This is a genomic window from Klebsiella sp. B345, from assembly GCF_051131735.1.
Taxonomy (GTDB): domain Bacteria; phylum Pseudomonadota; class Gammaproteobacteria; order Enterobacterales; family Enterobacteriaceae; genus Klebsiella.
Genome location: NZ_CP180443.1, coordinates 2,379,267 through 2,392,542, shown reverse-complemented (window position 1 = coordinate 2,392,542; position 13,276 = coordinate 2,379,267). Strand labels below are relative to the sequence as shown.

Sequence of the window (13,276 nt, the reverse complement as noted above, 5' to 3'; positions counted from 1 at the left end):
CTAACAAGTTCTAGTAAAGTGTTTGAATATTCAGAATGCGCCAGGGGCGGCAAGGTATCAGATGTTTTCTGGAATTTTGCGGAACATCCCGCGCGCTGCGCGGGAGTAATACAAAGGGATTAGCTATCGCGTTGCACAGCAATATGCGCCAGGCCGATGAGCGCTTCGCGCCACGGCGAATCGGGGAGAACCTGCAGGACGGCAATAGCCTTATCCGCTTCTTCTTCCGCGCGCTGGCGGGTCCAGTCCAGTGAACCGCAGGCCGCCATGGTTTCCAGCACGGCATCCAGCAGGTGGCGACCGTTACCTTGTTCAATCGCTCCACGTATCATTGCAGACTGCTCAGGCGTGCCGTGACGCATGGCGTGGAGCAGCGGCAACGTGGGTTTGCCTTCATTCAGGTCATCGCCGACGTTTTTGCCGAGACGCTCGCCATCGGCGCTGTAATCGAGCAAATCGTCGATCAGCTGGAACGCCGTACCGAGATAACGACCGTAGTCCTGCAGCGCCTGTTCCTGCTCTGCGGTACAGCCTGCCAGAATACCTGAACACTGGGCGGCAGCTTCAAACAGGCGGGCGGTTTTGCTGTAAATGACCCGCATGTAATTTTCTTCCGTGATATCCGGGTCGTTGACGTTCATCAGCTGCAGCACTTCGCCTTCAGCAATCACGTTAACGGCTTTCGACATGACTTCCAGTACCTTCAGCGAGCCGAGGCTGGTCATCATCTGGAAAGAACGCGTATAGATAAAATCGCCCACCAACACGCTGGCAGCGTTGCCAAAAGCGGCGTTTGCCGTCGCTTTGCCACGACGCATGTCTGACTCATCAACCACATCATCATGCAGCAGGGTCGCGGTATGGATAAATTCGATCAGCGCGGCGATGGTGACGTGCGCGTCGCCCTGGTAGCCGACGGCCCGGGCTGCAAGGACCGCGATCATCGGACGAATACGTTTTCCGCCTCCGCTAATGATGTAATAGCCTAACTGATTGATAAGCTGAACATCTGAGTCAAGTTGCTCAAGGATTGCCGCATTGACACCCGCCATATCTTGCGCGGTTAACTCATTGATTTTTTCTAAATTCATCGCAAAAGCCGGGCCACATGTCCTGTTACCGCGAATCCAGGTGGGTTCACAGAAGGATTAAGATAGAATTAAAAGAAGCTATGATTGTACTGAAAAATTGCCATAGATAAACGTTAGCGTGAAAGTTGTGTTTTTTTTCTGCGTTGATCGCTAATCGCTCTTGTCAAAGGCTCGCGTTTTGCGTAATATTCGCGCCCTATTGTGAATATTTATAGTGCACTCTGAATCACACGAAGAGGTGCACGGAAGCGGAGTTTTATATGTACGCGGTTTTCCAAAGTGGTGGTAAACAACACCGAGTAAGCGAAGGTCAGACCATTCGCCTGGAAAAGCTGGACATCGCAACTGGCGAAGCTGTTGAGTTCGCTGAAGTTCTGATGATCGCAAACGGTGAAGAAATCAAGATCGGCGTTCCTTTCGTTGAGGGCGGCGTAATCAAAGCTGAAGTTGTTGCTCACGGTCGTGGCGAGAAAGTTAAAATCGTTAAGTTTCGTCGTCGTAAACACTACCGTAAACAGCAGGGCCATCGTCAGTGGTTCACTGATGTGAAAATTACTGGCATCAGCGCCTAAGACCTGAGGAGAGATTTAAATGGCACATAAAAAGGCTGGCGGCTCAACTCGTAACGGTCGCGATTCAGAAGCTAAACGCCTCGGCGTTAAGCGTTTCGGTGGCGAATCCGTTCTGGCGGGTAGCATCATCGTTCGTCAGCGTGGCACCAAGTTCCACGCAGGCACCAACGTAGGTTGCGGTCGTGACCACACTCTGTTTGCTAAAGCAGACGGTAAAGTGAAATTTGAAGTTAAAGGCCCGAACAACCGTAAATACATCAGCATCGTTGCTGAGTAAGTTTTTCGTGGTCCGGTAACGGATTAAAGCCCCGCAACGTGTTGCGGGGCTTTTTACATTAGAACCCCGGATATTTTTCTGCAGGGAAAACGGGTATGAAGCAGCAGGCCGGCATTGGCATTCTTTTGGCACTCACCACCGCAATGTGCTGGGGTGCATTGCCAATTGCAATGAAGCAGGTTCTTGAAGTGATGGAGCCACCAACCGTGGTGTTCTATCGCTTTTTGATGGCGAGTATCGGCCTTGGCACTATCCTGGCAATCAGGGGAAAACTGCCGCCGCTGCGCCTCTTTCGCAAACCGCGCTGGTTGGTACTACTGGCCATTGCGACGGGCGGCCTGTTCGGTAACTTCATCCTGTTTAGCTCTTCCCTGCAATATCTTAGCCCTACGGCTTCTCAGGTGATCGGCCAGCTGTCTCCGGTCGGCATGATGGTGGCCAGCGTATTCATCCTGAAGGAGAAAATGCGTGGTACCCAGGTCGTGGGGGCGCTAATGCTGATTTGCGGGCTGGTGATGTTTTTTAACACCAGCCTGATTGAAATTTTTACCCGCCTGACGGATTACACGTGGGGGGTAATTTTCGGCGTCGGAGCGGCCGCAGTCTGGGTCAGCTATGGCGTCGCACAAAAGGTGTTATTACGCCGCCTGGCGTCACAGCAGATCCTTTTTTTGCTGTACACTTTATGTACGATAGCACTGTTGCCCCTGGCAACGCTTTCGCAGGTTCTGGCGTTAAGCGACTGGCAGCTAGCGTGCCTGTTTTTCTGCGGGTTAAATACCCTGGTAGGCTACGGTGCGCTGGCGGAAGCCATGGCGCGCTGGCAGGCAGCGCAGGTCAGCGCGTTAATTACCTTAACGCCTTTGTTTACGCTGCTTTTTTCAGATTTATTATCAATGGCCTGGCCCGATGTTTTCGCCAGACCGATGTTAAACCTGTTAGGTTATCTCGGTGCGTTTGTCGTGGTTGCGGGCGCGATGTACTCCGCCATAGGCCACCGTCTTTGGGGTGGCTTACGTAAGCGTGAAGCGGTTGTACCGCTGCCCCGCTCAGGCGAATGATTTTCGGAGAGTAAAATGAAGTTTGTTGATGAAGCAACGATCCTGGTCGTAGCAGGTGATGGCGGCAACGGTTGCGTTAGCTTCCGCCGTGAAAAATATATTCCGCGAGGCGGCCCGGATGGCGGCGACGGTGGTGATGGTGGTGATGTCTGGCTGGAAGCGGACGAAAACCTGAACACCCTGATCGACTATCGCTTTGAGAAATCTTTCCGCGCTGAGCGTGGACAGAATGGTCAGAGCCGCGACTGTACCGGTAAACGTGGTAAAGATGTCTCGGTGAAAGTGCCTGTAGGGACCCGTGTTATCGATCAGGGGACCGGCGAAGTCATGGGCGATATGACCAAACATGGTCAACGTCTGATGGTCGCTAAAGGCGGCTGGCACGGTCTGGGCAACACCCGTTTCAAATCGTCCGTTAACCGTACCCCGCGTCAAAAAACAATGGGTACGCCGGGCGACAAGCGCGATCTGCAGCTGGAGCTGATGCTGCTGGCAGACGTCGGGATGCTGGGCATGCCGAATGCCGGTAAATCCACGTTCATTCGTGCCGTTTCTGCCGCGAAGCCGAAGGTGGCTGACTATCCGTTTACCACGCTGGTACCGAGCCTTGGCGTTGTCCGTATGGATAACGAGAAGAGCTTCGTTGTGGCGGATATCCCGGGGCTTATCGAAGGGGCTGCGGAAGGCGCAGGTCTGGGGATTCGCTTCCTGAAGCACCTTGAGCGTTGTCGCGTACTGCTGCACCTCATCGATATTGAGCCTATCGACGGATCCGATCCGGTCGAGAACGCGCGAATTATCATCGGTGAGCTGGAGAAATACAGCGAGAAGCTGGCTGAGAAACCGCGTTGGTTAGTCTTCAACAAGATTGACCTGATGGATAAAGCCGAAGCTGAAGCTAAGGCAAAAGCGATTGCCGAAGCGCTGGGCTGGGAAGACAAGTTCTACCTGATCTCTGCGGCAAGCCAACAGGGCGTGAAAGACCTGTGCTGGGACGTGATGACCTTTATCATCGAAAACCCTATCGTGCATGCGCCGGAAGAGAAAGTCGCAGAAAAAGTCGAGTTCATGTGGGATGACTACCATCGTCAGCAGCTTGAAGAAGCCGAAGTTGAAGTCGAAGATGACGAAGACTGGGATGACGACTGGGACGAAGACGACGAAGAAGGCGTTGAGTTCATCTACAAGCGTTAATCTGCTGAACTGCACCCCGGTCATAGTTGCGGTCGGGGTGAGCGCGATACGGGCCGTATAAGGCTTTTTGCCGCTATTCAGGACGTACAAAAAGGACCGCATTCAATGCGGCCCTTTTGCTTTAGTTATTCTGGTACAAATCTTTGTATAACCGGCTTTCGAAGCGCACCAGCGGGATCCGTCGGTTACGCTGATCGGCCGGCGGTACGGCATACCCTGATAAATACTGCACAAAGGCTATTTTCTGCCCGCTGGCGGCGGTAATAAAGCCGGCGAGGTTATAGACTCCCTGCAGTGAACCGGTTTTTGCCGATACCTTGCCATCAACGCCCGCCTGATTCAGCCCCGCACGATACTGGAGCGAGCCATCGTGACCGGCCAGCGGCAGCATGGAGATAAAGTTAAGCTCATTATCATGCTGGGCAATATATTGCAGCACCTGCATCATGGTGGCTGGTGCAATCAGGTTATGGCGCGACAGGCCTGAACCATCGGCAATAATGGTATTGCCCAAATCGATACCGGCCTGCTGACGCAGGATTTGACGCACCGCATCAGAACCGGCACGCCAGGTTCCCGGTACACCAAGACGAGCATGACCGATGGTGCGAAAAACGGTATCGGCAATCATGTTGTCGGACTTTTTCAGCATGATCCGCAGGAGATCGTGCAGTGGAGCAGATTGTGTGGTGGCCAGAACCGTTCCCGGCTCGTTAGCCAGCGTCTGACGCAGCAGCGTGCCGCTGTAGGTGATCCCTGCTTGCGCCAGCTCAGACTTCAGAATCACGCCAGCATAACTGGCTCCGTCCTGAATGGCGAATGCCAGTGGTAACGGCTCACTGCGTTGCGGCAGGCAGCCGGTTAAGGTGTAGCGGTTCAGATCGCCTGTCACCACGTCAAGTTCACAGTACTGAGCTTCAGACGAGCCGCGGGCCAGGGTTCTCACCTGGCTAAACATGGTCACCGGGTAGTAAGAGGCGACGCGGATAAAGGCCAGATCGCCAGGCTTCTGTGCACTGTAAAGCGAGATAGAAAAACAGTTACGGTCGACGATGGCGGCAGCCGGAGGCGCGCTGAAACACTGGGTCATGTCGTTCCACGGCCAGCCAGGTGCTTTGTCATGGCTGGCGAAAACCGAGGTATCAATCAGGACGTTACCTTCGATGCGCTGAACGCCGGCTTTTTTCAGCGTCGCCACCATATTGCGAATATCCTGGCGTCTGAGAGTCGGGTCGCCTCCAAAACGGGCGATGAGATCGCCTTTCAGCACGCCGCTATCAAGGCTGCCCTTGGTTTCGAGGGTGGTCGTGAAACGGAAATCCGGCCCGAGCTGGAGCAGGGCGGCCAGCGCGGTGATCACCTTCTGAGTACTGGCAGGCAGTGCCATCTGCTGACTGTGAAAATCTATCTCCGGCGTAGGGGAGCCAACCTTTTGCGCCATGAAGGCGAGGTTCGCACCCGCGGGAAGCTGGGTGATGTAGTCGTCAATATTCGCCGCCTGAGCGCTAAACGCTATGCCGGCAGTCAATCCGATGATAAATCTGGAAAATCGCATAATCTCGCGCTAACAACCTGAAACCGAGCCGTCATACTACGGTGCAATACCCTGTAAAGTAAACGATGACCCATAGTGAACTTCAGGGTAAAATACTTATCAAATTGAAAATTGCTGCTGACCTGGGGAATGTTTTCCGGGTTGGTTTTCTTTTTGCTCCTGTCCTGCCTATGGCCTGGCCGGTTGCGGAACGGAAGCATCCGTTCCATGAAGGAATGATAAAGAGGTATAACAAATGCAAGCTATTCCGATGACCTTACGTGGTGCCGAAAAACTGCGCGAAGAACTGGATTTTCTGAAATCCGTTCGTCGCCCTGAAATCATTGCTGCGATTGCCGATGCGCGTGAGCATGGCGATCTGAAAGAGAACGCTGAATATCATGCAGCCCGCGAACAGCAAGGTTTCTGCGAAGGTCGTATCAAGGATATTGAAGCCAAACTGTCTAATGCACAGGTGATTGATATCACTAAAATGCCGAACAACGGCCGAGTGATTTTCGGCGCGACGGTCAATGTTCTGAATCTCGATACTGATGAAGAGCAGACATACCGCATCGTGGGTGATGATGAGGCTGACTTTAAGCAAAATCTGATCTCTGTGAATTCACCGATTGCGCGTGGTCTGATCGGTAAAGAGCAGGATGATGTGGTGACAATCCGCACGCCTGGTGGCGAAGTAGAATATGAAATTATTAAGGTCGAGTACCTTTAACCCGTATTTCCCGCTACCATGTTGATGGATTGTAAAGAAAGGAAAAAGGCCGCATAGCGGCCTTTTATCAACGTCCGGAGCATGGCATTTTGCTCGTCTACCCGTAGAAATCCCTCGTTTTACACAAAGTTGTGTAGAGTTTCAGGATATTCTTAGCGTGGCAGCGAGATTTTACGCTCTTTAGTTGGGCGATACAGGACCAGCGTTTTACCGATGACCTGTACGTTACAGGCGCCGGTTTCGCGCACGATAGCTTCCACGATCAAGGTTTTCGTTTCGCGGTCTTCCGATGCGATTTTCACCTTGATGAGCTCATGGTGCTCTAACGCTTGTTCGATCTCGGCCAGTACCCCTTCGGTCAAACCATTATTGCCAAGCATAACTACCGGCTTGAGCGGATGTGCCAGACCTTTCAGGTGCTGTTTTTGTTTAGTACTCAGATTCATCGTATTTTTTTGCTTACGTTGGGATTGAAAACGGTTCATTCTACCGCCATCTCCCATATATCGCCAAACTACCGTGTCGATTTTTACGTCGCAAAGTATGATGAACCCGAAATGGGAATGTTAAATGACAGGTAAAAAGCGTTCTGCCAGCTCAAGTCGCTGGCTTCAGGAACACTTTAGCGATAAATATGTCCTCCAGGCGCAGAAAAAGGGGTTACGTTCCCGCGCCTGGTTTAAACTTGATGAAATACAGCAAGGTGACAAAATTTTTAAACCGGGGATGACGATTGTTGACCTCGGCGCTGCCCCCGGTGGCTGGTCGCAATATGCGGTTACCCAAATCGGAAACAGCGGCCGCATTATCGCTTGCGATCTTTTACCGATGGATCCAATCGTTGGTGTGGACTTCCTTCAGGGCGATTTTCGTGATGAATTAGTCCTGAAAGCGTTACTGGATCGTGTAGGTGACAGTAAAGTACAGGTTGTCATGTCCGATATGGCGCCAAATATGTGTGGAACACCGGCGGTGGATATTCCCCGGGCCATGTATTTGGTAGAGCTGGCGCTTGGAATGGCTCGTGATGTATTAGCGCCAGGTGGTAGTTTTGTAGTGAAGGTGTTCCAGGGCGAAGGCTTCGATGAGTATCTTAGAGAAATTCGCTCCCTGTTTACGAAGGTCAAAGTTCGTAAGCCGGACTCTTCTCGCGCCCGTTCGCGTGAAGTGTACATTGTAGCGACCAGGCGTAAACCATAACCGGTAGATTTCAAACGAAAGTTTGAAAGACGCTGGATATAGAGTATCCTGACGCTGTTTTTAACACAGTTGTAATAAGAGGTTAATCCCTTGAGTGACATGGCGAAAAACCTAATACTCTGGCTGGTCATTGCCGTTGTGCTGATGTCAGTATTCCAGAGCTTTGGGCCCAGCGAGTCTAATGGCCGTAAGGTGGATTATTCAACCTTCCTGCAGGAGGTCAACCAGGATCAGGTTCGCGAAGCGCGTATCAACGGACGTGAGATCAACGTTACCAAGAAAGATAGTAACCGTTACACGACTTACATTCCGGTTAACGATCCGAAGCTGCTCGACAACCTGTTGACGAAAAACGTCAAAGTGGTTGGCGAACCGCCGGAAGAGCCGAGCCTGCTGGCTTCCATCTTCATTTCCTGGTTCCCGATGCTGTTGCTGATCGGCGTCTGGATCTTCTTTATGCGGCAAATGCAGGGCGGCGGCGGAAAGGGCGCGATGTCCTTCGGCAAAAGCAAAGCCCGTATGCTGACGGAAGACCAGATCAAAACCACTTTTGCTGATGTCGCCGGTTGCGATGAAGCGAAAGAGGAAGTCGGTGAGCTGGTTGAATACCTGCGTGAGCCGAGCCGTTTCCAGAAGCTGGGCGGTAAAATCCCGAAAGGCGTCCTAATGGTCGGCCCTCCGGGTACCGGTAAAACGCTGCTGGCGAAGGCTATCGCCGGTGAAGCAAAAGTACCGTTCTTCACAATTTCAGGTTCTGACTTCGTAGAAATGTTTGTTGGTGTGGGCGCATCCCGTGTGCGTGACATGTTCGAACAAGCTAAGAAAGCAGCACCGTGCATTATCTTCATCGATGAAATCGACGCCGTAGGCCGCCAGCGTGGCGCGGGTCTGGGCGGTGGTCACGATGAACGTGAACAGACACTTAACCAGATGCTGGTTGAGATGGATGGTTTTGAAGGCAACGAAGGCATCATTGTTATCGCTGCAACTAACCGTCCTGACGTTCTTGACCCTGCGCTGCTGCGTCCTGGTCGTTTCGACCGTCAGGTTGTGGTTGGGCTGCCGGATGTTCGCGGTCGTGAACAGATTTTGAAAGTTCACATGCGTCGCGTCCCGCTGTCGCCAGATATCGATGCGGCTATCATTGCGCGCGGTACTCCAGGCTTCTCCGGTGCTGACCTGGCAAACCTGGTCAACGAAGCGGCACTGTTTGCTGCCCGTGGCAACAAACGCGTCGTATCGATGGTTGAGTTCGAAAAAGCGAAAGACAAAATCATGATGGGTGCGGAACGTCGCTCCATGGTGATGACGGAAGCGCAGAAAGAATCTACCGCTTACCACGAAGCGGGCCACGCGATTATCGGCCGTCTGGTGCCAGAGCACGATCCGGTCCACAAGGTAACGATTATCCCACGCGGTCGTGCGTTGGGTGTGACTTTCTTCCTGCCGGAAGGCGATGCTATCAGCGCCAGCCGCCAGAAACTGGAAAGTCAGATTTCAACTCTGTACGGTGGTCGTCTGGCGGAAGAGATTATCTACGGCGTTGAGCATGTTTCTACCGGTGCGTCTAACGACATTAAAGTCGCGACTAATCTGGCACGTAACATGGTGACGCAGTGGGGCTTCTCTGACAAACTCGGTCCGCTGCTGTATGCGGAAGAAGAGGGCGAAGTCTTCCTGGGCCGTAGCGTCGCGAAAGCGAAGCATATGTCCGATGAGACTGCACGTATCATCGACCAGGAAGTGAAGTCACTGGTTGAACGTAACTACAATCGTGCTCGTCAGATTCTGAACGACAACATGGACATCCTGCATTCGATGAAAGATGCGCTCATGAAATATGAGACTATCGATGCACCGCAGATTGATGACCTGATGGCTCGTCGTGACGTTCGCCCGCCAGCTGGCTGGGAAGATCCGAACGGCAGCAATAATTCTGGCAACAATGGTACGCCAAGTGCGCCGCGCCCGGTCGATGAACCGCGTACGCCGAACCCGGGCAGCACCATGTCAGAGCAACTGGGCGACAAATAAGTCAGTTGCTGTTGATGTTGTTGTAGATATCGAAACCCCGGGGCGCCTGCCGCTCCGGGGTTTTTCTTTTTATTAACCCTTCCTGATTCAGGGATTTCGTGATGAAACTCGCAGCCCAGGGCTCAATCCTCGACCTCTCCCATCCGCATGTGATGGGGATCCTTAACGTGACTCCCGACTCCTTCTCGGACGGCGGCACACATAATTCACTGGTAGAAGCGGTGAAACATGCCAATCTGATGATTAACGCGGGAGCGACTATCATTGATATCGGTGGTGAATCGACGCGCCCTGGTGCGTTAGATGTCAGCGTCGAGGAAGAGTTAGCGCGCGTTATCCCTGTGGTGGAGGCCATTGCCCAGCGTTTTGAAGTCTGGATCTCTGTGGATACATCGAAACCTGAAGTGATCCGTGAGTCTGCGCGGGCAGGGGCGCATATTATTAACGACATCCGCTCGCTGACCGAACCTGGTGCCCTGGAAGCCGCCGCGCAAACCGGGCTGCCGGTATGTCTGATGCATATGCAGGGCCAGCCGAAAACCATGCAGGAAGCGCCGAAGTATGACGATGTTTTTGCTGATGTTGTCCGCTTCTTCACCGAACATATCGTGCGTTGCGAGCAGGCTGGCATCGCAAAAGAGAAATTGTTGCTCGACCCAGGATTCGGTTTCGGTAAAAATCTTTCCCATAATTATGCGCTGCTTGCTCGACTTGGTGAGTTCCACCATTTTGGCCTCCCCCTGTTGGTCGGTATGTCACGTAAATCGATGGTGGGTCAATTGCTCAACGTCGGACCGACGGAGCGCCTCAGCGGCAGCCTGGCTTGTGCAGTAATTGCAGCGATGCAGGGCGCGCAGATCATTCGCGTCCATGACGTCAAAGAAACGGTAGAAGCGCTACGCGTGGTGGAAGCCACACTGAGCACAAAGGAAAATAAACGTTATGAGTAACCGCAAATATTTTGGCACCGATGGTATCCGTGGCCGCGTAGGCGATGCGCCTATTACTCCGGAGTTCGTACTCAAGCTGGGCTGGGCAGCGGGGAAGGTATTGGCACGTCACGGTTCAAGGAAAATTATCATCGGTAAAGATACTCGTATCTCCGGCTATATGCTGGAGTCGGCGCTGGAAGCGGGACTGGCTGCCGCAGGGTTGTCGGCCTCTTTCACTGGCCCAATGCCAACGCCAGCGGTGGCTTACCTGACGCGAGCCTTCCGCGCAGAAGCCGGGATTGTGATTTCTGCTTCTCACAATCCGTTCTATGACAACGGTATCAAGTTCTTCTCCATTGAAGGCACCAAGTTGCCGGACAATGTCGAAGAAGCCATTGAAGCCGAAATGGAAAAAGAGCTGACCTGCGTCGATTCTGCCGAGTTAGGCAAAGCCAGCCGTATTGTCGATGCGGCAGGCCGTTACATCGAGTTCTGTAAAGGTACCTTCCCGAACGAACTGAGCCTGAATGCTCTGAAAGTCGTGGTTGATTGCGCGCACGGGGCGACCTATCACATTGCGCCGAATGTGTTCCGTGAACTGGGTGCCCAGGTGATTGCGATGGGCTGCGAACCCAACGGTCTCAATATCAATGAAGAGGTCGGGGCGACGGATGTGCGTGCCCTGCAGGCGCGCGTATTGGCGGAAAAAGCCGATCTTGGTATTGCCTACGATGGCGATGGCGACCGCGTCATTATGGTCGACCATGAAGGTAACAAGGTCGACGGCGACCAGATTCTGTATATCATCGCCCGTGAAGGATTGCGTCAGGGTCAGCTGCGCGGCGGCGCGGTGGGGACGCTGATGAGCAATATGGGGCTGGAACTGGCGCTCAAACAACTGGGGATCCCGTTTGTTCGGGCAAAAGTGGGCGACCGCTATGTCCTTGAGAAGCTGCAGGAGAAAGGCTGGCGTATCGGGGCCGAAAACTCCGGCCACGTTATCCTGTTGGACAAAACCACGACCGGTGATGGCATCGTTGCCAGCCTGCAGGTCGTAGCGGCAATGGTGCGTAACCATATGAGCCTGCATGACCTGTGCAGCGGCATGAAAATGTTCCCGCAAATTCTGGTTAACGTGCGCTTCACCGAAGGCAGCGGTAACCCGCTGGAGCACGAAAACGTGAAGGCGGTCATGGCGGAAGTGGAAGCGGCATTAGGCAACCGCGGTCGCGTGCTGCTGCGTAAATCGGGTACCGAGCCGTTAATTCGCGTGATGGTTGAAGGTGAACGCGAAGAGCAGGTACATGATTTTGCGCACCGGATCGCAGATGCAGTGAAAAATGCCTGATTAAGCCAATGTGCTTCTCCGGCCTGTTTAACAGGGTGACCCGGAGCAGGGTGATAATCATGTAGGCTGATGTGGTTCTATGTGTTTAAAAAGGCGGCGTTTGCCGCCTTTTTCTTCGACCCAAAAGCGCATTTTGCTGTTTTTTTCCGCAGTTGATACAATGCACCGAAATTGCCCTTGCGAAGGTCATTCGCTTTGGTTAGTATTCACACCCGCTTCAGTGGGAAACGTTAATGCGTCCCGCTTTATTGGTTGAAGCAATTGGTATGCGGCGAATCCGCAAGGAACAGGTTGATTATGCAAGAAGCTCTTTTAGTTGTTTTCCTTATTGTGGCGATTGGTCTTGTTGGCCTGATCATGCTGCAGCAAGGTAAAGGCGCTGATATGGGAGCCTCCTTCGGAGCAGGCGCTTCCGGCACGTTGTTTGGATCCAGCGGTTCTGGTAACTTCATGACCCGCATGACAGGTATCCTGGCAGCGTTGTTCTTCATCATCAGTCTGGTGCTGGGTAATATCAATAGCAACAAGACCAATAAAGGAAGTGAGTGGGATAACCTGAGCGCGCCGAAAACCGAGCAAACTCAACCCGCAGCACCGGCGCAGCCGAGCAGCGATATCCCGCACTAAGATTTCTGTACCGAGGTGGTGGAATTGGTAGACACGCTACCTTGAGGTGGTAGTGCCCTAACGGGCTTGTGGGTTCGAGTCCCATCCTCGGTACCAATATTCCAAAGAAAAGACGCTGAAAAGCGTCTTTTTTTTCGCCTGCAATTTGTGTTTGTTTATTTATAAATAACTCTTCACTGGTCTTGAACCCTGCGTAATCGCTAAAGTCGCGCCCATCTATTCAGAAGAGGTGAAGTGACGCAGATGAAAAAATTCAGGTCGTTTATTATCGCAGGCGTCCTGTGTTTGTCCGGGTGCAGTGCCACGCCATCGGCGGATACCGTCGATACCATTAATACCTTAACGGTGCCGGTATTACACAGTGATGCACAACCTTCAGGACAAAGTGGCCAGGCGGTCGTTAGCTGTTTTCAGGATAATACTGCGTTGATTGGTAGCCTGAGCCAGTCGCTCAAAGATAACTACTTACAGGATGTCTCGAAGAAAGACATTTTCGATAAAGACAGTGATGCGTTCCATGTCTATAGCGCGCTGACGAAACTGGAACAGATGTCTGCAATGAATGAGGTTTATCGTAAAGAGAACAATATTGCAGGTCTGCGGGTGATCAACCGGCTACTGAAAACCGTACCCGCGGTTGCTTAAGTGAATGAGGGATTGCCAAAGGCAATCC

14 protein-coding genes and 1 tRNA gene are annotated in these 13,276 nt (G+C 52.7%); 12 read left to right on the top strand and 3 right to left on the bottom strand.

What is annotated here, in order from left to right; translation table 11 throughout:
* Positions 1–119: 119 nt before the first annotated feature.
* Positions 120–1,091, bottom strand: a complete 972-nt coding sequence (ispB, locus tag ACMYSO_RS11220; RefSeq protein ID WP_434670545.1) for an octaprenyl diphosphate synthase — start codon at positions 1,089–1,091, stop codon at positions 120–122.
* Between the two features lie 260 nt (positions 1,092–1,351).
* Here ispB and rplU point away from each other — a divergent pair, with 260 nt between their 5' ends.
* From rplU to cgtA, 4 genes are all read left to right on the top strand, one after another.
* Entirely contained in the window at positions 1,352–1,663 is a 312-nt protein-coding gene (rplU, locus tag ACMYSO_RS11215; protein ID WP_004106123.1) for a 50S ribosomal protein L21, read from the top strand.
* Positions 1,664–1,682: 19 nt separating this feature from the next.
* A complete protein-coding gene (gene rpmA, locus ACMYSO_RS11210; RefSeq protein WP_003861831.1) occupies positions 1,683–1,940 on the top strand; it encodes a 50S ribosomal protein L27 in 258 nt (85 codons plus the stop codon).
* Between the two features lie 95 nt (positions 1,941–2,035).
* Positions 2,036–3,001 (top strand): DMT family transporter, encoded by a 966-nt coding sequence (locus tag ACMYSO_RS11205; protein ID WP_434582912.1) that lies wholly within the window; start codon positions 2,036–2,038, stop codon positions 2,999–3,001.
* 15 nt (positions 3,002–3,016) lie between these two features.
* Positions 3,017–4,195, top strand: a complete 1,179-nt coding sequence (gene cgtA, locus ACMYSO_RS11200; RefSeq protein WP_123756320.1) for an Obg family GTPase CgtA — start codon at positions 3,017–3,019, stop codon at positions 4,193–4,195.
* A gap of 121 nt (positions 4,196–4,316) precedes the next feature.
* On the opposite strand, the gene dacB is transcribed toward cgtA, so the two are convergent.
* Positions 4,317–5,750 carry a serine-type D-Ala-D-Ala carboxypeptidase gene (dacB, locus tag ACMYSO_RS11195; RefSeq protein ID WP_434582913.1) on the bottom strand — a complete coding sequence of 478 codons (1,434 nt, stop codon included), beginning with the start codon at positions 5,748–5,750 and terminating at the stop codon, positions 4,317–4,319.
* Positions 5,751–5,985: 235 nt separating this feature from the next.
* Between dacB and greA the strand changes: the two genes are divergently transcribed.
* Positions 5,986–6,462, top strand: a complete 477-nt coding sequence (gene greA, locus ACMYSO_RS11190; RefSeq protein ID WP_123756322.1) for a transcription elongation factor GreA — start codon at positions 5,986–5,988, stop codon at positions 6,460–6,462.
* Positions 6,463–6,614: 152 nt separating this feature from the next.
* On the opposite strand, the gene yhbY is transcribed toward greA, so the two are convergent.
* Complete coding sequence (gene yhbY, locus ACMYSO_RS11185) at positions 6,615–6,908, bottom strand: ribosome assembly RNA-binding protein YhbY (protein ID WP_004139797.1); 294 nt, start codon at positions 6,906–6,908, stop codon at positions 6,615–6,617.
* Between the two features lie 124 nt (positions 6,909–7,032).
* Between yhbY and rlmE the strand changes: the two genes are divergently transcribed.
* The 7 genes from rlmE to ACMYSO_RS11150 all read left to right on the top strand — a co-directional run bounded on the left by rlmE (position 7,033) and on the right by ACMYSO_RS11150 (position 13,248).
* Complete coding sequence (gene rlmE / locus ACMYSO_RS11180; protein ID WP_434670544.1) at positions 7,033–7,662, top strand: 23S rRNA (uridine(2552)-2'-O)-methyltransferase RlmE; 630 nt, start codon at positions 7,033–7,035, stop codon at positions 7,660–7,662.
* Between the two features lie 99 nt (positions 7,663–7,761).
* Entirely contained in the window at positions 7,762–9,696 is a 1,935-nt protein-coding gene (ftsH, locus tag ACMYSO_RS11175) for an ATP-dependent zinc metalloprotease FtsH (protein ID WP_434670542.1), read from the top strand.
* Between the two features lie 101 nt (positions 9,697–9,797).
* A complete protein-coding gene (gene folP / locus ACMYSO_RS11170) occupies positions 9,798–10,646 on the top strand; it encodes a dihydropteroate synthase (RefSeq protein WP_434670541.1) in 849 nt (282 codons plus the stop codon).
* Positions 10,639–11,976 carry a phosphoglucosamine mutase gene (glmM, locus tag ACMYSO_RS11165; protein WP_434670540.1) on the top strand — a complete coding sequence of 446 codons (1,338 nt, stop codon included), beginning with the start codon at positions 10,639–10,641 and terminating at the stop codon, positions 11,974–11,976. The genes folP and glmM overlap by 8 nt, the downstream gene beginning before the upstream one ends.
* A gap of 297 nt (positions 11,977–12,273) precedes the next feature.
* Entirely contained in the window at positions 12,274–12,603 is a 330-nt protein-coding gene (secG, locus tag ACMYSO_RS11160) for a preprotein translocase subunit SecG (protein ID WP_100684841.1), read from the top strand.
* Positions 12,604–12,612: 9 nt separating this feature from the next.
* Positions 12,613–12,699 (top strand) — tRNA-Leu (locus ACMYSO_RS11155).
* A 147-nt stretch (positions 12,700–12,846) separates the two neighbouring features.
* A complete protein-coding gene (locus ACMYSO_RS11150; RefSeq protein ID WP_434670539.1) occupies positions 12,847–13,248 on the top strand; it encodes a hypothetical protein in 402 nt (133 codons plus the stop codon).
* Positions 13,249–13,276 lie beyond the last annotated feature (28 nt).

Bases quoted from the DNA above. Each gene is read 5' to 3' on its own strand.
- ispB (WP_434670545.1), bottom strand. From the start codon at position 1,091: ATGAATTTAGAAAAAATCAATGAGTTAACCGCGCAAGATATGGCGGGT.
- rplU (WP_004106123.1), top strand. From the start codon at position 1,352: ATGTACGCGGTTTTCCAAAGTGGTGGTAAACAACACCGAGTAAGCGAA.
- rpmA (WP_003861831.1), top strand. From the start codon at position 1,683: ATGGCACATAAAAAGGCTGGCGGCTCAACTCGTAACGGTCGCGATTCA.
- ACMYSO_RS11205 (WP_434582912.1), top strand. From the start codon at position 2,036: ATGAAGCAGCAGGCCGGCATTGGCATTCTTTTGGCACTCACCACCGCA.
- cgtA (WP_123756320.1), top strand. From the start codon at position 3,017: ATGAAGTTTGTTGATGAAGCAACGATCCTGGTCGTAGCAGGTGATGGC.
- dacB (WP_434582913.1), bottom strand. From the start codon at position 5,750: ATGCGATTTTCCAGATTTATCATCGGATTGACTGCCGGCATAGCGTTT.
- greA (WP_123756322.1), top strand. From the start codon at position 5,986: ATGCAAGCTATTCCGATGACCTTACGTGGTGCCGAAAAACTGCGCGAA.
- yhbY (WP_004139797.1), bottom strand. From the start codon at position 6,908: ATGAATCTGAGTACTAAACAAAAACAGCACCTGAAAGGTCTGGCACAT.
- rlmE (WP_434670544.1), top strand. From the start codon at position 7,033: ATGACAGGTAAAAAGCGTTCTGCCAGCTCAAGTCGCTGGCTTCAGGAA.
- ftsH (WP_434670542.1), top strand. From the start codon at position 7,762: ATGGCGAAAAACCTAATACTCTGGCTGGTCATTGCCGTTGTGCTGATG.
- folP (WP_434670541.1), top strand. From the start codon at position 9,798: ATGAAACTCGCAGCCCAGGGCTCAATCCTCGACCTCTCCCATCCGCAT.
- glmM (WP_434670540.1), top strand. From the start codon at position 10,639: ATGAGTAACCGCAAATATTTTGGCACCGATGGTATCCGTGGCCGCGTA.
- secG (WP_100684841.1), top strand. From the start codon at position 12,274: ATGCAAGAAGCTCTTTTAGTTGTTTTCCTTATTGTGGCGATTGGTCTT.
- ACMYSO_RS11150 (WP_434670539.1), top strand. From the start codon at position 12,847: ATGAAAAAATTCAGGTCGTTTATTATCGCAGGCGTCCTGTGTTTGTCC.